Source organism: Nocardiopsis sp. NPDC006938 (assembly GCF_042869555.1).
In the GTDB taxonomy this organism is placed as follows: Bacteria; Actinomycetota; Actinomycetes; order Streptosporangiales; family Streptosporangiaceae; genus Nocardiopsis.
Genome location: NZ_JBIAGA010000026.1, coordinates 21,101 through 41,666 on the forward strand (window position 1 = coordinate 21,101; position 20,566 = coordinate 41,666).

Consider the following 20,566-nt stretch of genomic DNA (forward strand, 5'->3'; position numbering starts at 1 on the left):
TCCGGCGCCCTCGCGGAGGAACCTCCGGCGCCGAACGGGCCGCACCTCCGGCGCCGAACGGGCAGCACCTTCGGCGCGGGTCCGGTGACCGGGCCGGTCGACAGACGCGTGTATGTGGATTGCTCCAACCGAGTGTCCCCAGAGGGTCCCGAGGACATAGGGTCGTGTCCGGTGAAGCAGTCAACGGAACTTGATGGGGTGCATGCGCAGGTGACCACCATGGGAGCTGCGGGACGGGTCGAGCAGTACACGCTGGACAACGGGCTGCGCCTGGTGACGGCTCCGGCCTCCACCGGGCAGGTCGCCTCGGTCAACCTCTGGTACGGGGTGGGCTCGCGGCACGAGGTGACCGGCCGTACCGGGTTCGCGCACCTGTTCGAGCACCTGATGTTCCAGGGCAGCGGGAACGTCACCAAGGGCGAGCACTTCGACGTGGTGGAGCGGCTGGGCGGCGACATCAACGCCTCCACCTCCACCGACCGCACCAACTACTACGAGACGGTCCCCACCCACGCCCTGGACACCGTCCTGTGGCTGGAGGCGGACCGCCTGGCGACCCTGCGCGAGGGCATGACCCAGGAGGTCCTCGACAACCAGCGCGACGTGGTCAAGAACGAGCGCCGTCAGCGCTACGACAACCAGCCCTACGGCACGGCCCTGGAGCGCATCCTGCGCCTGGCCTACCCCGAGGGCCACCCCTACCACCACTCCACCATCGGCTCCATGGCCGACCTCGACGCCGCCGACCTGGACTACGTCAAGTCCTTCCACAAGGCGCACTACGGCCCCGACAACTGCGTGCTGACCATCGTCAGCGACCTGGAGGCGGCAGACGTCCTGGCGCGGGTCCAGACGTACTTCGGCGGTATCCCCGCCCGCGAGGAGATCCCCTCGACGCCCGACCCCGCGCTGCGCGCCCCCCTGGGCGGCCCCGTACGGGACGCGGTCACCGAGACCGTCCCGGCCGCCGGGGTGTTCATCGGCTTCCGGGTCCCCTCCTACGGCGAACGCGACCACGACGCCGCCCAGCTGGCGGCGGCGGTCCTCGGCCAGGGCCAGGGCAGCCGCCTGTACCGCTCGCTGGTGGTGGAGCGGCCCATCGCCGCCGACGACGGCGGCGGCTCCGCCGACATCCTGGCCTTCCGCTACACCGACAGCCTCCTGCTGGTGAACATGCTGGCCCGCGAGGGGGTGGAGGGCGACGTCCTGGAGCAGGCCATCCGCGAGGAGGTCGCCAAGCTGGCCGACGGCATCACCGACGAGGAGCTCGACCGGGCCCGCGCCGTCCTGGAACGGGAACACCTGCACACCATCGCCAGCCCCTCCGGCCTGGCCGACACCATCGGCAGCTGCACCCAGCTCCTTGGAGACCCCGAGCTCGCCTTCACCTGGCCCGAGCGCTGGTCCGACATCACCGCCGAAGAGGTCCGCGCGGCCGCCGAGCGGCTGCTCGTCGACGACAACATGCTGGTGGTCCGGTTCGACCCCGAACCCGAGACCTCCGCCGAGACGCTCCAGGCGGAGGCCGAGGCCGACGCCGCGGCCCACGCCGCGCAGGCGTAGCCGCCCCGTTCCCGACCCGCCGCAGAAAGAGCCTCAGCATGCAGCAGAACCGTCCGGACCTCGGTGCCCCCGCGTCCTTCACCTTTCCCAAGCCCCAGCGGATCACCGTGGGCGGCGGCACCGTCGTCGCCCTCGACGTCCCCGGCCAACGGTTGGCCTCGCTCCGTCTCGTGCACCCCTTCGGCGGTGCGGTGGAGCCGCTGGACGCCATGGGCGTCAGCGCCCTGACCAGCGAGGCCCTGGAGGACGGCCCGGGTGGCAACAGCTCCCTGGCCCCCGCCCTGGAGCGCCACGGCGCCGAGTGGGTCGCCCGCGTCAACTGGGACGGCTTCATCACCGGCCTGGACGCGCCGACCAACCGCCTCGGCGACGCCGTCCACCTGTTCGCGGACGCCGTACGCCGCCCGGCACTCGCCCCCGACGACGTCGTGCGCCGTCGCGAGCAGTTGCTGGAACGCTTCTGGCTGGACGCCTCCTCCGCCTCGACCCTGGCCATGCGCTCCCTCGGCGGTCAGCTGTTCAGCGGCCGCTACGCCACGCCGCTCGCGGGCGGGCCGGTGAAACTGGCCGACATCACCCCCGAGACCGTGGCGCGGTTCCACGCCGACTCCATCGCCTCGGTGGCCGGCACCCTCGTGGTCGTCGGAGACCTGGCCAACGTCGACCTGGAGGAACTGGGCCGCATCGTCTTCGGTGACGCCGCTCCCGCGCCCGAGCGCCGCGACACCGAGCCCGCGCCGCCGCCCGGAGAGGTGCCGCGCGTGCTCATCGTGGACCGGCCCGGCTCCGTGCAGTCGGCCCTGGTCATCGCGCACCGGGCACCGTCGCGCTCGCAGGTGGACCTGCCGCGCGCCGAGGGCATCGGCGAGATCCTGGGCGGCATGTTCACCTCACGCCTCAACATGGAACTGCGCGAGCGCCTGGGTTACACCTACGGCGCGGGGAGCCGTTTCGACCTGCGCCGCGACAGCGGTGTGTTCTTCATGAGCACCCAGGTGGAGGCCGGGACCACCGCGCACTCGGTGACGTCCTCCCTGGAGCAGGTCCGCAAGCTGCGCGACCAGGGTGTCACCGAGGACGAGCTGGCGGCGGTGCGCGAGTCCAACACCGTGGGTCTGCCGGTCACCTACTCCACCGCCCGGGCCATGGCCGGTGCCCTGGTCGACATGGTCGTGCACGACCTCCCCGACGACAACGTGGACCGCGTGCGCGCCGGGTACGAGAAGCTCACGGCCGAGGCCCTCAACTCCGCCGCCGTCGAGTACCTTCGTCCTGAGGAGTCCGTGGTCGTGGTGGTCGGCGACGCCGAGAGCCTGCGTGAACCGCTGGTGAAGACCGGTGTCGGGCCGGTCGAGGTGCGGGCCCCCGAGACCCTCTGGAGCTGATCCGCGGGGCGGCGCGACGCGCGCGGTCGCGCACGTCACGTCGCCCGGGTCAAGGATTGGCAAGGAGAGCCTCGTCATGGCATGTGTGGCTCTCTGCCGGACATAACGAAACCGAACCTATGTGTCAGCCATCAGACAACCAGCGGCGTGGCCCCGGCGTCATGCTGGTATAACGAGTGATCCGTGCACCTAAGTGGTGACAGCGACCGCAATGCTCCGCAGGAGGCCACCGTGGCCGGTGAATGGACCCGTGGATAACCGTGTCCTCCCTAGAAAACCCGCACACCGAGCGGCCCCAGGCGTCGCCGGACCCCGCGCTCCCCGAGGCGGCCGTGGCTGAGCCTGAGGGCGGTGGTCGGCTGCTCAAGGGGCGCTACCAGCTGACCTCCGAGATCGCCCGCGGCGGTGTCGGTACCGTGTGGCGCGCCACCGACCTGGTCATCAAGCGCGAGGTGGCGGTCAAGGAGCTGCGCCTGCCCTCCGACCTGAGCCGTTCCGAGCGCGAGTCCCTGGTCCAGCGGACCACGCGCGAGGCCCGGGTCGCCGGACGCCTGACCCACCCGAGCCTGGTCACCGTCCTGGACGTCGTCGACGAGGACGAGCGGCCGTGGATCGTCATGGAGCTGCTGGAGGCCTCCACCCTGGAGGAGATCATCCAGGTGGGCGGGCCGCTGCCGTACCAGCGTGTGGCCGAGATCGGGCTCCAGCTGATCGACGCGCTCAAGGTCGCCCACAACGAGGGCATCGTGCACCGCGACGTCAAGCCCGACAACGTGATGATCAGCGAGGCCGGGCGGGTGGTGCTCACCGACTTCGGCCTGGCCGCCTGGAACGGCGAATCCGCGCTGAGCGCGTCCGGGCGCATCATCGGTTCGCCCGCCTACATCCCGCCGGAGCGGGCCAAGGCGGGCCCGGTCGGCCCCGAGTCCGACATCTGGTCCCTGGGCGCCACCCTGTACGCGGCGGTGGAGGGCTATCCGCCCTACGACCGCAAGGGCTACATCAAGATCCTGCGCCAGGAGCCGTTGGACGAGCCCAAGGAGGCCGCCAACGCCGGTCCGCTCGCCCCGGTGCTGGCCGGGATGCTGCGGGTGGAGCCGAGTGAGCGGTTGAGCGCGGAGAATGCCGCCAAGATGCTGCGGATCGCCGCGCTGGCCCCCTGGTCGCCCGAGCACGTCGGGTCGGAGCAGGCGTCCGCGGCCGCGCTTCAGGAGGAGGGCGGGGTTCCCGAGGAGCGCGAGTCGGCGCGGGAGCACTTCCGCGCGGGCGCGCACGTGTTGGCGGAGTCCATCAGTGAGCGGCTGCGCAACAGCCCGGAGGCGGTCAACTCGATCATGCTGTCGATCCGTGAGTCCACGGAGACGCTGGGGCTGACCACGTCGGGCAAGCACTCCGAGCGCAGCCACCTGACCGTGGCGGCCGCCGTGGGGCTGGGTGTGGTCGCCCTGTTGGCCCTGGTCGTGTGGGCTCTGTTCGGCCTGTAGGCACTCGGTCCGCCGTGGACGCCCGCGCGCGGTCCCGTCCTGCGGGCTCACACAGATGCGGTGGCGTTCGCGTCGTCCGGTGCCTCCCCCGGTGGTGCCCGGGCACGCGCCCGGCCGCCCCTCACCGATGGGCGAGGCGTTCCAGGATGGGTAGGAGCTGCCGGCGCTGCGCGGGTGTCAGGGGTGCGAGCAACGACTCCTGGATTCCGTCGAGCACGGAGTCGAGGCGCTCCAGCCGTTCGGTTCCGGCGGCCGTCATCGAGACGATCTTGCGCCTGCGGTGGGCGGGGTCCACCTCGCGTTCGACGAGCCCGAGCGCCTCCAGTTCGGACAGCGCGGCCGTGACGTCGCTGCGGTCGATACCCGTGTCGCGCCCGAGTTCGGCCTGGCTCGCCGGTCCCCACTGGTCGAGCGCGGCGAGCAGCCGGTAGTGGTAGCCGCGTAGTCCGCCGCCGTGTTCGGCGAAGCCCTCGCGCAGCAGCGCGTGGGACCGGGAGGCCGCGCGCCCGAGCAGCCAGCTCGGACGGTCCCTGAGCCGGTCCGGGGTGCGGTCGGGGTCTCCGTAGTCGCTCACCCCGCCATCCTACGTACCTGGTGTCGGACCGGACTCCCGTGTATGTTGGCCCGACCAACATTGGTATTGCCAACATTGAGGACGGCCGATGACGCACGTGACCAGACCGCGGACACTCATCGTGGGACGCGGAGCCCGACCGATGCGGGAGGCCGTCGCGACGCTCCGGGCGCGGGGCTACGGAGCCAACGCGACGAACCGGTTCGACCGGGTGCTGGACGACTACGACGCGACCGACCTCGACCTCGTGCTCTTCGGCGGCCAGGTGCCGCACGATCTCCGTGCGCGGCTGGAAGCGGCGATCGCCGGCACCAACCCGCGTACGCGGTTCCTCAGCGGGCTGGGCGGCATCGGGTCCCTGCTGGTCGCCCAGGTCGAGGAACACACCCACGGCACGGCCCCGGGGATCGCCCACGAACCGCACACCCGAACCCTGGGCATGACGCTCTCCCGATCGGCCCGCGTCGTCGTCACCGGGCACTGGGCCGAGTACACGCCGTCCGAACCGGTTCCCCGCAGTATCACCGTGAGCGAGGGCGAGCTTCCGGCCGGGACCCACCTCGTCGAGGTCCCCGACGAGGTGCCGGAACGGGGCGCGTTCGCCAGCGTTCGGATCGGCGAGCGTACGCGCGTCCTGCGGATCGGTCCCGCGCCCCGACCGGACGACGGGCCCGCGCCGGGGGCGCCGCCCGCTCCCGAACCGGTGACGACGCGTCACCCCTGGACGTCCTGAGCCCGCACGACCGGGGGCCGCACACGACGAAACCCCGCCCCGCGAGAACGCGGGACGGGGTTCGGCGATGGTACGAGGGGTGGGGCCGGCGGGATTCGAACCCGCACTGTACAGCACCTAAAGCTGCCGTCTCCTGCCAGTTGGACTACGGCCCCGACGGGGCCACTCTACCGGGATCGGGGACCCGACCGGCCGCCCGGTCCCGTGGCCACGGGACCGGGCGGCCGAGGGGGTCAGACGCCCAGTTCCCTCTTGATCCGGTCCACGTGGCCCGTGGCCTTCACGTTGTAGAACGCCTTCTGGACCCTGCCGTCGGCGCCCACGATGACGGTGGAGCGGATGACGCCCTGGACGACGCGGCCGTAGTTCTTCTTCTCCCCGAAGGCCCCGTAGGCGCGCAGGGTGTCCTTCTCGGGGTCGCCCACCAGGGTGAACGTCAGGCTCTCCTGTCGGCGGAACTCGGCGAGCTTCTCGGGCTCGTCCGGGGAGACGCCCAGCACGGTGAAGCCCGCGGCGGCGAACTCGGCGACGTTGTCGCGGAAGTCGCAGGCCTGCGTGGTGCACCCGGGCGTCATGGCGGCCGGGTAGAAGTACAGGACGACGCTCTTGCCGGTGTCGGCGAGGACCTTGCTCAGGGTGACGGGCTGGCCGTCGGCGTCGCTGAGGGTGAAGTCGGGGGCCTGGTCGCCGGGCTCGAGGCGGATGGGTTCGCTCACGTTGTGTCTTCCTGTCTACTGCTGGCGGTCCGCGTTCGGCGGTCCGCTCCGTTTCACGCCTCACAGTACGAGATGCGCCCGCACGGCGGGAGAGCCGGTCCGTCGCCCCAGGTCGTCGGCGCGCGGGGACTTCGGTTGCGATTCCGGTTCGGTTCATCCGCTTTGGGATCGACCAACGATTCGATCACCTATTGTGGGCCGTGTGCTATAGGTTGGCCGTCCTCTGGGACGTGGCGCAGCGTGCGCGGGCCGCCCGCGACCCGGTCGCGCGTCCGGCGGCCACGGACCGGGCACATCCGCTTCGCTTTGGGAGTAGTTCGTCACGATGCCTGGATACACACTCGACGAGGTCAGGGCTCGTACCCTCAAGGAGCGCGACTCCTGGTTGACGGTGTACCTGGCCGACCCGGTCGCGGTCCGGCTCGTGCGTGTGGTCGCGAACCGTACCTCGGTCACCCCCAACCAGCTCACCGTCGTCGCCCTCTTCCTCGGACTGGGCGCGGCCGTGTGCTTCGCGTTCGGCTACTGGCAGCTGCTGCTCCTGGGCGCGGCGCTGTACTACGCGTGCTTCCTCGTGGACTGCGCGGACGGCAAGCTCGCCCGCCTCACCGGTTCGGAGTCGCTGTTCGGCGCGTGGATGGACTACGTCTCGGACCGGTTCCGGGTCCTGGTGTGCGTGGTCGCGCTCATGGGCGGCCAGTACCGGGAGACCGGGCACGTGGCCTTCGTCTGGCTCGCGCTGGCCGTGGTCTTCCTCGACATGCTGCGCTACCTGAACGCGCTCCAGGTGTACAAGGTCCGCCGGGAGATGCGCTCGCACCTGGCGGCGGCGCTGGAGCGGGCCCGCGCCACCCTGTCCATGCTCGAGCCGGAGGGCGACGCCACGGGCAGCGCGACCGGCGGCGGTGGCCGCACCATGAGCGACGGCGGCGAGCAGGCGGTGCTGCGGCACGGTATCGGCGTGCTGGAGCAGATCCTGCGCAGCCAGAACGAGCGCGAGGCCCGCAACCAGCGAACGGCGGGCAAACAGCCCGACCTCACCCTGCCCAAGGTGGACCTGCACCAGGAGTTCCGTACACGTTTCCCCTGGTACCAGCGGTTCTGGTCGGCGCTCAACGCCCGCCGGGTCCGTACCCACCTGGTGGGCGGGATCGAGTTCCAGATGGCGGTCTTCGTGGTGGCGCCGGTCGCGGCCGTGCTCGTCGGCCCGCCGGTGATCGGCTGGATCACGGCGTTCGTCGGCGTTTTGCTGCTCGCCTTCGAGATCGCCATCATCTATAAACTGTGGTTGTCCACGCGGGACTTCTTCCGCGTGGTCGACGGAATCGATGGCGCCCTGAGATTCTCCGGTCCGTCCGACGGCGCGGAGGAACAGGGTCGGGACACCGGCTCGGACTCGGACTCTCAGACGACCGCGCGCCAGTGAAGAGAGGCACCCTATGACGGGACACGAGACCGAACCGCGCCAGACCCCCGCCCAGATCCAGGCCGAGATCACCCGTGAGCAGCGTCGGCTCGCCGAGACTCTGGAGGAGCTCGGGGTCCAGGCCCACCCGGCCAACATCGCGCGGCGCCAGATCGACAGGGCCAAGGACCGGGGTACCCGAATCCTCGACGAGGCGCGTGCCCTCGTGTTCGGCGGCGGCGCCGTGCGCGTGGAAAGCCACCTCGTGCGGCCCGAGGAGGGCAGCATCGTGCTCAAGGGCGACGACAAGGTGGTGACCACCTACCAGTCGCGGGGCCAGCTGCCGCCCGAGGCGTTCATCCTCATGGCCGGCGTGGGTGCGGTCGTCGCCGTGGGCGTCGTCGCCTGGGCGGTCCGGCGCAGGCGCCGATAGGCCGTCGTCCACCCGAGCGGAACCGGGGCCCGTGCGAGAGCTCGCACGGGCCCCGCCGTCGTCTTCCGGGGTTCAGAGGAAGGCGCGGCCCTCGCCCCGGTAGGTGGGGACGGCCCCCTCGTAGGTGCCGGTGTCGGAGTCGATGAGGTGGAGGGTGTCGAAGCGTTCGCACAGCTCCCCGGCCTTGGCGTGGCGCATCCACACGCGGTCGCCCACACGGAGCCCGCGCGCCGCGTCGCCGATCAGCGGTGTCTGGACCTCGCCCGCTCCTTCGGCGGAGCTGTAGGAGAGGCCCTCGGGCAGGTACGGCACGGGCGGCCGGTGGGCGTCCGCGGGCCCGGACGCCGGGTAGCCGCCGCCCAGGACGGTGGCCACGTTCGGGGCCGGGCGGCGTACGACCGGCAGGGCGAACAGGGCGGCGGGGCGGCCTCGGAAGGACCGGTACTGGTCGAACAGGTGCGGTTGGTAGAGCCCGGACCCGGCGGCCAGTTCGGTGACCGCGCGTTCGCGACCGGTGGTGTGCAGGCTTCCGGTGCCGCCCCCGTTGACGAAGCGGACGTCGGCGACCTCGCGGACGGCGCGGGTGATGGCCGCTCTACGTCTGGCCAGCTCGATCGCGGAGCGGCGCTGCACGGTGCGCAGGACGCGCCCGTACAGGGGGCGTCCGGGGGGCGCGTCGCCCACTCCGGCGATCTGCCCCTCATAGGCCATGAGGCCGTCCAGTTCCAGCTCGGGGGAGCGGACGACGGCACGGGCCAGCGCCGCCGCCTGCGCCGGGGTGCGGACGGGGGAGCGGTAGGCGCCCACGCGCAGGGCGGAGCCGAGCGGCTGCCAACTGGTGTCGATGTCGAGGCAGACCCGGATCGGGGGAGCGTCGCGGGCGCGGTCGGCACGGGCGACGGCGGCGCGGATGAGGTCGAGGTGGGCGGGTTCGTCGACCATGAGGGTGATGACGCGCGACGCCGCGGGTGAGACGGCCAGCTCGGCGAGGGCGTCGGTGTCGGCCGTGGGGTAGGCGACCAGGATGTCGTCGCTGAGGGGGCGGGTGTCGGCGGTGGCCAGCCACAGCGCCTCGGGGAGGGTGAAGGCCATGACGCCCGCGTACCCGGGCAGGTCCAGGGCGGTGCGCAGCAGGGCCCGGGAGCGCACGGACTTGCTGGCCACCCGGACGGGGCGGCCGTGGGCCCGGCGGGTCAGGTCGGCGGCGTTGGCGCGGAAGGCGGCCAGGTCGACCATGGCGAAGGGGGCCTGGATGTCGCGTGTCGCGGCCTCGTACTTCTCACGCAGTCTCGTCATGTTCCTGAGGATGCCAGAACATGAATGTGTTTCATATTGCCTGGAGGTCCGGATTCGGTGCCGCCGGGGTCCGGTCCGGGTGACGCGGGATACCCGGAGAGCGGCGCCGGGGGATGCGCGTGCTGGATATCCTGGGGCGTCACGGCTGATCAGCCGGTCGACCCCGGGAGTTGTTTCCTTTCATGAACGAGCGCGAGTACGTCCTGACCCTCTCCTGCCCCGACAGCCGGGGCATCGTCGCGGCGGTGGCCAACCTGCTGGCCGACCACGGCTGCAACATCACCGAGAGTCAGCAGTACGGCGACCACTTCACCGGCCGTTTCTTCCTCCGGACGCAGTTCGTCGCCGAGGCGGGACCGGCGGGGGCCACCGCGGAGGACACCCTGCGCGGGGCCTTCTCGGCTCTCGCCCACGGGTTCGGCGGCGGTCCCGGCGGCGCGTTCGTGGAGTGGGACCTCCAGGCGCGGGACGTGCGCCCGCGGATGCTCGTGATGGTGTCCCGCTTCGGGCACTGCCTGAACGACCTCCTCTACCGACAGCGCAGCGGCCTGCTGGACATCGACATCGCCGCGGTGGTCTCCAACCACCCGGACCTGGGCTTCCTGGCCGACTCCTACGGTGTGGACTTCCACCACCTGCCGGTTACTCCCGAGACCAAGGGGGAACAGGAGGCGCGCGTCCTGGAGCTGGTCGACCGTTACGACGTGGACCTGGTGGTGCTGGCCCGCTACATGCAGGTGCTCTCGGAGCGGCTGTGCACCAAGATGTCCGGCCGCGTCATCAACATCCACCACTCGTTCCTGCCGAGCTTCAAGGGCGCCCGCCCCTATCACCAGGCGCACGCACGAGGGGTGAAGCTGATCGGCGCCACCGCCCACTACGTCACGGCCGACCTCGACGAGGGGCCGATCATCGAGCAGGAGGTGTCCCGGGTCGACCACACCCACAGCCCGGAACAGCTCACCGCGATCGGCCGGGACCTGGAGTCGGTGGCGCTGGCGCGCGCCGTGAACTGGCACGCCCAGCGTCGGGTTCTGCTCAACGGGGACAAGACGGTCGTCTTCGGGTAGGCGCGGCCCGGCCCGACAGCGCGTGTCGGAACGGGACGACGCGATTTCGGACGTCAGGGGCACCCACGGTGCCCCTGACGTTTTTCTGGCTACCACGGGGTTCCGGAGGTGGCTTTGGGGCAGGGATGGTGTGACCATGACCCGTTCCACCTGCAATTCATGGCTCTAAGTGTCTTGTTGGCTACATAGAGTGCGTATAGGGTGTGATGAGGTCGAAACCGTTCCGGTCGCTCCGGCTTGGAGCGCCGCGGGTTTCGGACCGTCAACCCTGAGCCGTATCGGCTCTGATCGGGGGGAATCCATGGGCAAGCACTTCGACGACGCCGCCGGCAAGGGCAAGGAAGCCTTCGGCAAGGTGACCGGCGACAAGGGCACCGAGGCCGAGGGCAAGGCCGACCAGGCCAAGGCCGGGGCCAAGGACGCCGCGGACAAGGCCAAGGGCAAGGCCGAGGAGCTCAAGGACAAGGCCGAGGGCGCGTTCGAGTCCGCCGAAGAGAAGATCAAGGGCGTCTTCAAGAAGAAGTAGGGGCGTCCAGGACGCTTCGTCGCACTGCGGAGGGGGACCAGTGTCGGACATGAAGACCGATTCGGCGGTACCGAGCGCCCGCGAGGCCAAGGGCGGGCGCGAGAGCACCAGCAGGAACGAACAGGGCCACACCCAGATCGCCGACGGCGTCGTGGCCAAGATCGCCGGAATGGCGGCACGCGAGATCGGCGGCGTCCACGCCATGGGCGGCGGGGCCGCCCGCATGGTCGGTGCGGTACGCGACGCCGTGAGCGGGGGAAGCTCCTCGGGTTCGGTGGCGCAGGGCGTGTCCGTCGAGGTCGGGGAGCGCCAGGCCGCCGTCGACATCGACCTGGTGGTGGAGTACGGGGCCGCCATCCAGGACCTCGCCACAGCGGTGCGGCGAAACGTCACCCAGGCGGTCGAGCGGATGACGGGCCTGGAGGTCACCGAGATCAACATCCGGGTGGACGACATCCACCTGCCCGAGGACGACGAGTCCGCCGACAGGGGCGACTCCGAACCCAGGGTCCAGTAGCCGTGTCCGGCGGCGACGACCCCGGCGTGACCGCACGGGCCCTCGCGGAGGGCGCGCTGCGCTTCTCCGACGTCGTGGAACTGTCCTCCGGCTCCTTCGGCACCCTGAGTACCGCCGTTCCGGGTGGCCGGGTCCGGGGGGTGGCGGTGCGGGGCGACCACGTCGAGGTCGGCGTGGTGCTGCGCTACGGGCGTCCGCTGCCGGAGGTCGCGGCCGAGATCCGCCGGGGCCTGGCCCCGCTGGCCGGCGGCCGCGCCGTCCACGTGTCCGTGGAGGACGTGGTCGCCGGTCTCGGCGACGACACACGCACCGCCGGCTAGACGCACATACAGCGCGTTCTGAATTGAGGGGGTAGCCATGTGGCCCATCGTTGGACTGTCCTACGGGACGGTACTCGGGCTCGCGGCGGCGTTCGGCGGGTTCCCCGCCTTCGCGCTGGTCCTGGTCCTCGGCCTCGTCGGGTTCGTCGCGGGGCGGGCGATGGAGGGTGAGATCGACCTCGCCGAGATGTTCACACGGCGGTCGGCGTAGACAGGGGTGAGGTCGTGGTCGGGGTTCGCAGCGACACGGTCCCCCGTCAGCGGGGACCCGTCCCCGTGGGGGAGGCCGCCGGGCACGTCCGTGGACGGGACCCCGGTGGTCGCACGGAGATTCCCGGCGCGGTCATCGAACGGGTGGCGGCCAGGGCCGTCGCCGAGGTCACCGGGGCGCGGGCGGCGCGGTCCAGGGCGGCCCGCGCCCGCGTGAGCGGGGAGGTCGTCCTCCTTCGCCTGCGGGTGGGGGTGCGCTACCCCAGGCCCGCGCGCCAGGTCGCCCGGGAGGTGCGCGCCCACGTCAAGGAACGGGTGGAGCACATCACCGGTAAGCGGGTCCACCACATCGACATCGAGATCGCGGAGCTGGTGCGCTGACATGACCACCGTGGAAGAGGCGCTCGGCCGTCCGAGCCAGGGGATCGACCGCCACGCCAAACGGGTCGCCGTCCACACGTTCCGACCGCGCAGGTCCTGGCCCGCCGTCCTCACCGGTCTGGTGATCCTGGTGGTGGCCGTGGTCGCCGCCGCCGAGGTCATCGCGGCGCTCGCGGGCAATCCGCTGCGGCTGATCCCGGTCGGCCAGGCCACCGACTACGCCGCCGCGACGACGTGGTCGGAACCCTCCGTGCAGATCGCCTCGGCGGTCCTGGCACTGATCGGGCTCGCCCTGATCGTGGTGGCGCTGGCTCCGGGGAGGAGCCGCTGGACCGCGCTGCGCACCGACGACCCGGCGCTGGTGGTCGGCCTGACCCGCCCGGCGTTGCGCCGGGCCGTGGCGGCGGCCGCCCAGGACGTGAGCGGGGTCGACCACGTGCACGTGGTCGTCCGAGGCAACCGGCTCCGGGTGCACGTGCGCACCGGTATGCGCGAGTCCGACGGCATGCCCGCCGAGGTCACCTCGGCGGTGGAGCACCGACTGGAGGAGCTGGCTCCGCTGCGCAGCATGCGGATCGCCACACACGTTCGCTACGCGGAGAGCTGACCATGGTGCGCGACAGGTCGCGAAGGTCCGCCCGGGGCAACCGCCTGGGCCTGGTGATCGTGGGGGTCGTCCTGCTGGCGGCGGGGCTGGCCGCCCTCGCCGCGGGGCAGGGGCTCCTCGGCGGCGAACTGGCCGCCACCCCGTTGCTCGGGGACCGAGTGAACGAGGTGCTCGCGCAGAGGTGGGTGCCCTACGCGGCCGTCGCCGTCGCCTTCGTCGCGGGGTTCCTGGCCCTGAGATGGCTGTTGGTGCAGGGCATGAACGACACCGTGGGCCGCCTCCACCTGGACCACGACGACTCGGGCCACGTGGAGATGACCGAGGGCGCGGCTCGGGGCGCCCTGGAGCAGGAGGTCTCCGACTACCCCGGAGTGCGCCGCGCCCGTGCCCGCCTCACGGAGTCGGGCGACCGGCCACACCTGCGACTGGCGCTGACCCTGGAGGACGACGCCGACGTGGCCGGGGTGTGGCGACGGGTGCGGTCGGAGGCGATCGCGAACCTGCGCGGAGCCCTGGAACTCGACCAGGTGCCCGCCGTCATCCGGATGTCGATGACGGCCCCCGCGAAGAACCCCCGGCGCAGCCTGGCCTGAGGCACCACGAGGACAGTGAGGGGGCGGCGCTTCGGCGCCGCCCCCTCACGGGTACGACCGGGGTCCCGGCCCTACGGGTGCCCGACTACTGCCAGGTTCTGATCACGACGTCGGGGTCGGCGAGCACGAACGCCTCCTCGGGCTCCGCCGAACCGTCGGCGGGTACCCGGTACCAGCTGCCCGCGCCCGTCTGCGGCGCGGAGTAGAAGAGGATCTCGGAACGGTCGGGGGAGAGGAAGGCGCTCTCGTTGCGGCGGGGACCTTCGGGCACGAGGGCCTCCTCGACCGGCACGTAGTTCGGGTTGATCAGGTCCCGCCCCTCCTCGGAGTAGTCGTGTTCCGCCAACAGTTCCTCGGTGAACTCCCACACCGCGAGTTCGTTGCTCCTCAGGAGCAGGGTGTCGTCGTCGATGAACCGCGGTTCGCCGACCACTTCCAGGTCCAGTTTGTACTCGGCGTCGAAGTCTCCGACGACGATGTCGGGGTTCTCGGCCAGGGCGTCCTCCATGCTGTAGAAGGACAGCCTGGTCGAGCCGCTGGTGTAGTTCGCGTGGAGCAGCCTCTCGCCGTTCGGTGACTCCACGACCACCGCGCTCTCCGCGCCGGACTCGGCCTCGGGCGAGAAGGAACGGGCCAGCCCGCCCATGACCACGGTGCCGCTTTCGGGGAGGACGGCGATCTGCCCGCAGTCGTTGACCCCCTCACAACTGCCGAGGTCGCTCACCTGCCCGCCGCGCAGGTCCATGGCCTGGACCGTGCCCTCGTCGGAGGCCGTGTCGTACTCCACGAAGACGATGCGCTCGTTCACCGGGTCGTAGATGGGGTCGCGGTAGGTGACCGGGGTCCCGAAGTCGGAGACCTCCTGCTCGGGTGAGAGCGTGGTGACGGCCCCCTCCTCGGAGATCACACCGAAGACGTCCACGGTGTTGCCGTTGACGACCTCCTGGTAGGAGCGCAGAAGCAGGTGCTCGTGCGGGGACACCGAGATGAGCTGTCCGCCGCAGCCGGTGATGTTCTGGTCCGATTCGAGGTGCTCGATCTCGGGGGCGCGCCCGTGACCGAGTGCCTCGGAGGTGGCCGCGGAGGACCGTTCGCTGGAGAACCTCAGGCTCGTGATCTCGGTGCCGTCGTCGGCGGAGTAGAGCGTGAAGACTCTTTCGTTGCCGTCGCACTCGCTGGTGAACAGGCCCGATTCGGTGATGGAGGGCCGGTCCGGAGTTTCTTCGGTCCCTTCCTCACCGGAGATGTCGCCCTCGTTCTCGGCGGGGGAGGAGCCATCGGCGTCGGAGCCACAGGCGGAGAGCAGGAACGCCAGCGCGGTGGCGGGGGCCAACCATCGGACGGCGGGGGAAAGGGTGAGCGGAGACACGGGAAATGCGTACCAATCATGAATGGTGTGAATTCGGGCGAACTGCGTCCGTCGTGGGAGAGGCCGCGTCGTTCAGGCGTGGGATGGCGGGCTACCTCCAGCTGATGATCGTCGAGATGTCTCCCGGAAGGTCCGCACGTTCCTCCGGTGCCCCGGAGCCGTCCACGGGTACCGTGTACCAGCCCGCGGAGCCGGCGGGCGGTGTCGCGTGGAAGAGGAGCTCCGCGCCCTCGGGAGAGAGCGCGAGTGAGGAGTTCTCCCAACCGTCCTCGGAGATCAGCGTCCGGTCGGCGGGCAGGGACTCCCACAGGTTCCGGGGGGTGCTCGCGTTCTCCTCCTCGTAGTCGGAGAGCGCGGCCTCGGTGATGGCCAGGACGCTCAGCGCGCCGTCGTCGAACAGAAGCGTGGTGGCGTCGACCGCGTGGACGGTGCCGGTGGCGTCCACCTCCACCTCGGTCGTGCGGTCCCGGTTGACGAAGTTGAGGGTCAGGTCCACCAGCGCGCTGTCGGCCTGGTCCCCGATGTCGAAGAAGGAGAGGCCGAGGGGGTCGCCCCGGACCACGGTCGAGCCGTCGAAGACCACGGCCGTGGGCGCGCTCTGCCCGTCGTCGATGGCGGCCCGGTCGAGTCCCGGCAGGACCGTCAGGTTCTCGCAGGGCCTGTGCCTTCCGCAGGTGCCGAGGTCGGTGACCTCCCCGCTCGCCAGGTCCAGGGCCTGGACGGAGCCCTCGCCCTCGTCGGTCTCCTCCACGAAGACGATCCGGTCCCGCTCGGGGTCGGCCACGGGGTGCTGGTAGGCGGGCGGGCCTTCGGACCCGGCCTCCTCCGGGTCCGGGCTGAGCGCGGTGAACGTGCCGTCCTCGGCCATGACCCCGAACCCCGCGAGGGCGACGCCGTCGACCTCCTCCTCGAAGGTGCCCAGGACGAGCCGTCGCTCCGGGAACAGGGAGGGCGGTCCCTCGTCACACGAGGTCTCCAGGGTGACGCCGCGCGGATCGGCCGCACGGCCGTGGGAGAGGTCGTCGGACTCGGCGTGGACGACCCCGTCGGTGTCGAACCGGGCGTGCGCGAGCTCCTGGGCGTCCTCGGTGGAGTAGAGGGTGAACTCCAGCCACCCGGACTCGGGCTGGCACGCGGCGGTGAGGATGCCCGGCGCGTCCAGGGGGCCCGAACCCCGGGCGCCCTCCTTCGCGGGCGCACCCTCCTCGGAGTCCGGCGCCTCCTCGGCCGTTGCGCCCTCCTCGGTCTCCGTCGGGTCCGGTTCGTCCGATCCGAGAAGGCCGCAGGCGGAGAGCGACAGGGTCAGCGCCGCCATGACGGCGAGCGCGCGAACGGCGGGTGTGGCGATGGTGGGGGTCACGGGCGAAACCTATCCCACCGGGGAATGCGGTGAATTCGCTGGGTTCCGGGAGTGGTGGTGAGAATGCTGCCGCATTTCTCCGATAGGGCGGTTGGAAAGCGGTGTTTCCGGGAAAACGCGCCCCTCGTTACCGGTGACCGGCCTGGGACGTGCGTGGCCGGAACCGGCCAGAAGGGGCGGGTCTGGCGGCGAGCTGAGCTCAAGCCACCAGACCCGGGGTGACGGCCAGCGCGGGCGAGCGGGTGGGAGCTCGAGCCCGGTCGCCGACCGTGCACCTCGTACAACCTGGGGGCGAATCGGTACATTCCCGGCATGGTTCGGTGTGTGTGGGCTCACTCGATCAGGCCGGACCGGCACTCGCCGACGCCGACGGCGGGTCCGCCGCGTCCCGAGACACCATGGCGAAGTGCGTGCCCGTCATCAGTTCCAGGCCGTAGAAGAGCTCCCTGCACAGCTTCCGGTAGGTGTCGGCCAGTTCGACCAGACCACCGGTCGCCCCGTCCAGGTCGCCGGGGGTGTCGCACGAGTCGACGCTCTCGCGCCTGCTCCGCCCTTCGCGGAGCACCCACCCCCGGAGTTCCCGGTGCACCAGCGGCGGCAGGTAATAGGCGTTGTCGGTGTTCTCGATGGAGAACCGGACTCCGTCATGCAGACGTGCGAAGCGTTCGCTCGGATTCACGTGGTGCCTTCCTCGCCGGGGCGTCGTCCCCTCTGACGCGTCACACACGGCTCGGGTTCGGGGACACCGGTCAGCACTCGATGACGTTGACGGCGAGTCCGCCGCGACTGGTCTCCTTGTACTTGTCGTGCATGTCGCGGCCCGTGTCGCGCATGGTCCTGATGACCTTGTCCAGGCTCACGAAGTGGCTGCCGTCGCCCCGCAGCGCCATCCGGGTGGCACTGATCGCCTTCACCGAGGCGAGCGCGTTGCGTTCGATACAGGGGATCTGGACCAGACCGCCGATGGGATCGCAGGTCAGGCCCAGGTTGTGCTCCATGGCGATCTCGGCCGCGTTCTCCACCTGGGCCGGGGAGCCGCCGAGGACCTCGGCCAGACCGGCGGCCGCCATCGAGGAGGCCGAACCCACCTCGCCCTGGCAACCCACCTCCGCGCCGGAGATCGACGCGTTCTGCTTGAACAGTATGCCGATGGCCGCCGCCGTCAGCAGGAAGCGCACCACGCCGTCGTCGCCCGCGCCGGGGCTGAAGTGCAGGTAGTAGTGCAGGACGGCCGGGACGATCCCGGCGGCGCCGTTGGTCGGCGCGGTCACCACGCGACCGCCCGCGGCGTTCTCCTCGTTGACGGCCAGCGCGTACAGCGTGATCCAGTCGCTGCCGCGCATCGGGTCCGGGTCCACGTGGGTGGGGGCGAGTAGGCCGTGTTCGTCGCAGTTGCCGCCCAGCTGCCGGTAGAGCCGGTGGGCACGACGGGGCACCTTCAGACCGCCGGGGAGGCTTCCCTCGGTCGACACGCCACGCCGCACGCACTGGCGCATCGCGGCCCAGATCTCCAGCAGCTCGGCCCGGATCTCGGCCTGGGTACGACCGAAGGCCCGCTCGTTGGCGAGCATCAGCGCGCTGATCGACATGCCGGTTCGGTCACACAGCTCCAGCAGTTCCTCGGCGGAGGAGAAGGGGTGGGGAAGGACGGTGTCGTCGGCCTTGATGCGGTCGGCGCCCGCCGCCCGCTCGTCCACGACGAAGCCGCCGCCCACCGAGTAGTACACCTTCGCGGCCACCTCGGCGCCCGCGTCGTCCATCGCGACGAAGCGCATGCCGTTCGGGTGGTCGGGAAGGCTCTCCCTGCGGCGGAAGTCGACGTCCACCGCCGGGTCGAAGTCCACCGGGGGACCGTCGGGTCCGCCCAGGAACAGCCTCCGGTCGGACCTGACGCCGTCCACCAGGCGGGGGACGGCGTCCACGTCCACCGCCTCGGGCGTGTGCCCCATCAGCCCCAGGATGACGGCGGTGTCGCTGCCGTGCCCCTTGCCGGTGAGCGCCAAAGAGCCGTACAGCTCCGCCCGCACGCGGGTCACGCGCGCCAGGAGTTCCTCGGAACGCAGTCCGGACACGAACGTCCGGGCCGCCTTCATCGGGCCGACGGTGTGGGAACTCGACGGTCCGATACCGATCTTGAACAGGTCGAAGACGCTGATGGCCATGGCTGTCCTCCTCGTTGAGCACAGGGGTGGGGCCGTGGTGACCGGCGCCGTGTGGGCCCGGGCGGCCCACACGGCGGGGCTGCTACAGGTTCGGGTAGAGCGGGCGCTTGGCGGCCAGCGCGCTGACCCGGTCGCGCAGGGCGGCCGCGTCGAACTCCGGCTTGAGCGCCTCGGCGATGACGTCGGCGACCTCGGCGAAGTCACCCTCGTCGAACCCGCGCGTGGCCAGGGCCGGGGTACCGATCCGCAGACCCGAGGTCACCATGGGAGGCCGGGGGTCGTTCGGGACGGCGTTGCGGTTGACGGTGATGCCGACCTCGTGCAGCCGGTCCTCGGCCTCCTGACCGTTGAGCTGGGAGTCGACCAGGTCGACCAGCACCAGGTGGACGTCGGTGCCGCCCGTCAGGACCTTGACCCCGACCCCGGCCGCGTCCGTCTGGGTGAGCCGCTCCGCGAGGATGCGGGCACCCGCCACCGTGCGGCGCTGGCGCTCGGCGAACTCCTCGCTCGCGGCGACCTTGAACGAGACCGCCTTGGCCGCGATCACGTGCTCCAGCGGGCCGCCCTGCATACCGGGGAAGACCGCCGAGTTGATCTTCTTGCCCAGCTCGGCCTTGGACAGGATCATGCCGCCGCGCGGGCCGCCGAGGGTCTTGTGGGTCGTGGTGGTGACCACGTCGGCGAACGGCACCGGGTTGGGGTGCAGCCCGGCCGCGACCAGACCGGCGAAGTGCGCCATGTCGACCATGAGCAGCGCGCCGACCTCGTCGGCGATCTGGCGGAACCGCGCGAAGTCGAGCTGGCGCGGGTAGGCCGACCAGCCCGCGACGATCATCTTCGGCTGGTGCTCCTTGGCCAGGGCGGCGACCTCGTCGTAGTCGACGGTGCCGTCCTCGTCGCGCACGTGGTAGGCGACGGCGTTGAGGATCTTGCCGGAGTAGTTGATCCGCATGCCGTGGGTCAGGTGCCCGCCGTGGGCCAGGTCCAGGCCCAGGATGGTGTCGCCCGGCTTGAGCAGCGCGAAGTACACGGCCGTGTTGGCCTGGGCGCCCGAGTGCGGCTGCACGTTGGCGTGCTCGGCGCCGAACAGCTCCTTGGCGCGGTCGATCGCCAGCTGCTCGACGACGTCGACGTGCTCGCAGCCGCCGTAGTAGCGGCGGCCGGGGTAGCCCTCGGCGTACTTGTTGGTCAGGACGGTGCCCTGGGCCTCCAGGACCGCCTGGGGGGCGAAGTTCTCGGAGGCGATCATCTCCAGGGTGTCGCGTTGGCGCGCCAGTTCGGCGTCGACGGCGGCCGCCACCTCGGGGTCCAGCTCGCCGAGGGTCTGGTTGAGCAGGTTGTCGCTGGTCATGCTAGTTCTCGCCTTCGGTCAGCTTGGTGTACTCCTCGGCGGAGAGCAGGTCCGCGGGCTCCTCGGAGACACGCACCCGGAACAGCCAGCCGCCCTCGAAGGGCTCGGAGTTGATGGTCTCGGGGGCGTCCTCGAGCGCCTCGTTGACCTCCACGACCTCTCCGGTGACGGGGGAGTAGATGTCGCTCACGGACTTGGTGGACTCCACCTCGCCCGCGGTCTCCCCCGCGGTGACCTCGTCGCCGACCGAGGGGGTCTCGACGAAGACGATGTCGCCCAGCGACTCGGCGGCGAACGCCGTGATGCCGACGGTGGCGATCCCGTCCCTGACCGCGATCCACTCGTGTTTGGCGGTGTAACCCAGCTCCGTGGGAACGCTCACTTCAACTCTCCTTGGAGGTGTTCCATTTGTCTGCCGTGCGCCCGTACGGCGACCCGGCCCGGCCTACGCCTGGCCACGCCCCGTCCGTGCCGGTCCCTCGTGGGGCGTCGGCCGCGCGGTGCGTGCAGG

At 71.1% G+C, this 20,566-nt stretch carries 23 protein-coding genes and 1 tRNA gene; 14 read left to right on the top strand and 10 right to left on the bottom strand.

The features are described 5' to 3' along the window. Window positions 1-219: 219 nt before the first annotated feature. The 3 genes from ACFYL4_RS25825 (at window position 220) to ACFYL4_RS25835 (ending at window position 4,432) form a co-directional block, all read left to right on the top strand. Entirely contained in the window at window positions 220-1,563 is a 1,344-nt protein-coding gene (locus ACFYL4_RS25825) for a pitrilysin family protein (protein ID WP_357769197.1), read from the top strand. Between the two features lie 38 nt (window positions 1,564-1,601). Further along, window positions 1,602-2,948, top strand: coding sequence for a pitrilysin family protein (locus tag ACFYL4_RS25830; RefSeq protein WP_357769198.1), 1,347 nt, complete (start codon window positions 1,602-1,604; stop codon window positions 2,946-2,948). Between the two features lie 260 nt (window positions 2,949-3,208). Continuing rightward, window positions 3,209-4,432 (top strand): serine/threonine-protein kinase, encoded by a 1,224-nt coding sequence (locus tag ACFYL4_RS25835; RefSeq protein ID WP_387521770.1) that lies wholly within the window; start codon window positions 3,209-3,211, stop codon window positions 4,430-4,432. Window positions 4,433-4,553: 121 nt separating this feature from the next. On the opposite strand, the gene ACFYL4_RS25840 is transcribed toward ACFYL4_RS25835, so the two are convergent. Beyond that, window positions 4,554-5,006, bottom strand: coding sequence for a MarR family winged helix-turn-helix transcriptional regulator (locus ACFYL4_RS25840; RefSeq protein WP_387521772.1), 453 nt, complete (start codon window positions 5,004-5,006; stop codon window positions 4,554-4,556). A 142-nt stretch (window positions 5,007-5,148) separates the two neighbouring features. Between ACFYL4_RS25840 and ACFYL4_RS25845 the strand changes: the two genes are divergently transcribed. Next, window positions 5,149-5,739 carry a hypothetical protein gene (locus ACFYL4_RS25845; protein WP_387521774.1) on the top strand — a complete coding sequence of 197 codons (591 nt, stop codon included), beginning with the start codon at window positions 5,149-5,151 and terminating at the stop codon, window positions 5,737-5,739. An 80-nt stretch (window positions 5,740-5,819) separates the two neighbouring features. On the opposite strand, the gene ACFYL4_RS25850 is transcribed toward ACFYL4_RS25845, so the two are convergent. Continuing rightward, window positions 5,820-5,894: transfer RNA gene (locus tag ACFYL4_RS25850), tRNA-Leu, on the bottom strand. Between the two features lie 78 nt (window positions 5,895-5,972). Then, a complete protein-coding gene (gene bcp / locus ACFYL4_RS25855; RefSeq protein WP_357769634.1) occupies window positions 5,973-6,455 on the bottom strand; it encodes a thioredoxin-dependent thiol peroxidase in 483 nt (160 codons plus the stop codon). A 325-nt stretch (window positions 6,456-6,780) separates the two neighbouring features. On the opposite strand from bcp, the gene ACFYL4_RS25860 reads away from it, so the two are divergent. After that, complete coding sequence (locus ACFYL4_RS25860; RefSeq protein ID WP_387521776.1) at window positions 6,781-7,881, top strand: CDP-alcohol phosphatidyltransferase family protein; 1,101 nt, start codon at window positions 6,781-6,783, stop codon at window positions 7,879-7,881. 13 nt (window positions 7,882-7,894) lie between these two features. Then, window positions 7,895-8,293, top strand: coding sequence for a DUF3618 domain-containing protein (locus ACFYL4_RS25865; protein ID WP_357769630.1), 399 nt, complete (start codon window positions 7,895-7,897; stop codon window positions 8,291-8,293). A gap of 72 nt (window positions 8,294-8,365) precedes the next feature. Here the strand turns inward: ACFYL4_RS25865 and ACFYL4_RS25870 are convergent, their stop codons facing one another. After that, the gene (locus tag ACFYL4_RS25870; protein WP_387521778.1) at window positions 8,366-9,589 is read right to left on the bottom strand and encodes an alanine racemase; all 1,224 of its coding nucleotides are present in this window, start codon (window positions 9,587-9,589) and stop codon (window positions 8,366-8,368) included. A gap of 182 nt (window positions 9,590-9,771) precedes the next feature. On the opposite strand from ACFYL4_RS25870, the gene purU reads away from it, so the two are divergent. The 8 genes from purU to amaP all read left to right on the top strand — a co-directional run bounded on the left by purU (window position 9,772) and on the right by amaP (window position 13,813). Then, window positions 9,772-10,659, top strand: coding sequence for a formyltetrahydrofolate deformylase (gene purU, locus ACFYL4_RS25875; RefSeq protein ID WP_387521780.1), 888 nt, complete (start codon window positions 9,772-9,774; stop codon window positions 10,657-10,659). A gap of 301 nt (window positions 10,660-10,960) precedes the next feature. Next, window positions 10,961-11,185 (top strand): CsbD family protein, encoded by a 225-nt coding sequence (locus tag ACFYL4_RS25880; RefSeq protein WP_357769623.1) that lies wholly within the window; start codon window positions 10,961-10,963, stop codon window positions 11,183-11,185. Between the two features lie 49 nt (window positions 11,186-11,234). Then, the gene (locus ACFYL4_RS25885; RefSeq protein ID WP_387521782.1) at window positions 11,235-11,702 is read left to right on the top strand and encodes an Asp23/Gls24 family envelope stress response protein; all 468 of its coding nucleotides are present in this window, start codon (window positions 11,235-11,237) and stop codon (window positions 11,700-11,702) included. A 2-nt stretch (window positions 11,703-11,704) separates the two neighbouring features. Next, entirely contained in the window at window positions 11,705-12,022 is a 318-nt protein-coding gene (locus ACFYL4_RS25890) for a hypothetical protein (protein WP_357769618.1), read from the top strand. Between the two features lie 37 nt (window positions 12,023-12,059). Next, on the top strand, window positions 12,060-12,233 hold the full coding sequence (locus ACFYL4_RS25895; RefSeq protein WP_017546417.1) for a hypothetical protein: 174 nt from the start codon (window positions 12,060-12,062) through the stop codon (window positions 12,231-12,233). A gap of 14 nt (window positions 12,234-12,247) precedes the next feature. Further along, the gene (locus tag ACFYL4_RS25900) at window positions 12,248-12,613 is read left to right on the top strand and encodes a hypothetical protein (protein ID WP_357769616.1); all 366 of its coding nucleotides are present in this window, start codon (window positions 12,248-12,250) and stop codon (window positions 12,611-12,613) included. A gap of 1 nt (window position 12,614) precedes the next feature. Then, a complete protein-coding gene (locus ACFYL4_RS25905; RefSeq protein WP_357769614.1) occupies window positions 12,615-13,220 on the top strand; it encodes a DUF6286 domain-containing protein in 606 nt (201 codons plus the stop codon). 2 nt (window positions 13,221-13,222) lie between these two features. Then, window positions 13,223-13,813: an alkaline shock response membrane anchor protein AmaP gene (gene amaP, locus ACFYL4_RS25910; protein ID WP_357769612.1), complete on the top strand. Its 591-nt coding sequence runs from the start codon at window positions 13,223-13,225 to the stop codon at window positions 13,811-13,813. A gap of 85 nt (window positions 13,814-13,898) precedes the next feature. Here amaP and ACFYL4_RS25915 read toward each other — a convergent pair whose 3' ends face one another. From ACFYL4_RS25915 to gcvH, 6 genes are all read right to left on the bottom strand, one after another. Beyond that, a complete protein-coding gene (locus ACFYL4_RS25915) occupies window positions 13,899-15,182 on the bottom strand; it encodes a hypothetical protein (RefSeq protein WP_387521786.1) in 1,284 nt (427 codons plus the stop codon). Window positions 15,183-15,273: 91 nt separating this feature from the next. Further along, on the bottom strand, window positions 15,274-16,542 hold the full coding sequence (locus ACFYL4_RS25920; RefSeq protein ID WP_387521788.1) for a hypothetical protein: 1,269 nt from the start codon (window positions 16,540-16,542) through the stop codon (window positions 15,274-15,276). A 340-nt stretch (window positions 16,543-16,882) separates the two neighbouring features. Further along, window positions 16,883-17,221, bottom strand: a complete 339-nt coding sequence (locus tag ACFYL4_RS25925; RefSeq protein ID WP_387521789.1) for a hypothetical protein — start codon at window positions 17,219-17,221, stop codon at window positions 16,883-16,885. Between the two features lie 70 nt (window positions 17,222-17,291). Next, entirely contained in the window at window positions 17,292-18,704 is a 1,413-nt protein-coding gene (locus ACFYL4_RS25930) for an L-serine ammonia-lyase (RefSeq protein WP_357769605.1), read from the bottom strand. Window positions 18,705-18,786: 82 nt separating this feature from the next. Further along, window positions 18,787-20,055, bottom strand: coding sequence for a serine hydroxymethyltransferase (gene glyA / locus ACFYL4_RS25935; RefSeq protein WP_387521791.1), 1,269 nt, complete (start codon window positions 20,053-20,055; stop codon window positions 18,787-18,789). A 1-nt stretch (window position 20,056) separates the two neighbouring features. After that, window positions 20,057-20,437, bottom strand: coding sequence for a glycine cleavage system protein GcvH (gene gcvH / locus ACFYL4_RS25940; RefSeq protein WP_357769601.1), 381 nt, complete (start codon window positions 20,435-20,437; stop codon window positions 20,057-20,059). Window positions 20,438-20,566 lie beyond the last annotated feature (129 nt).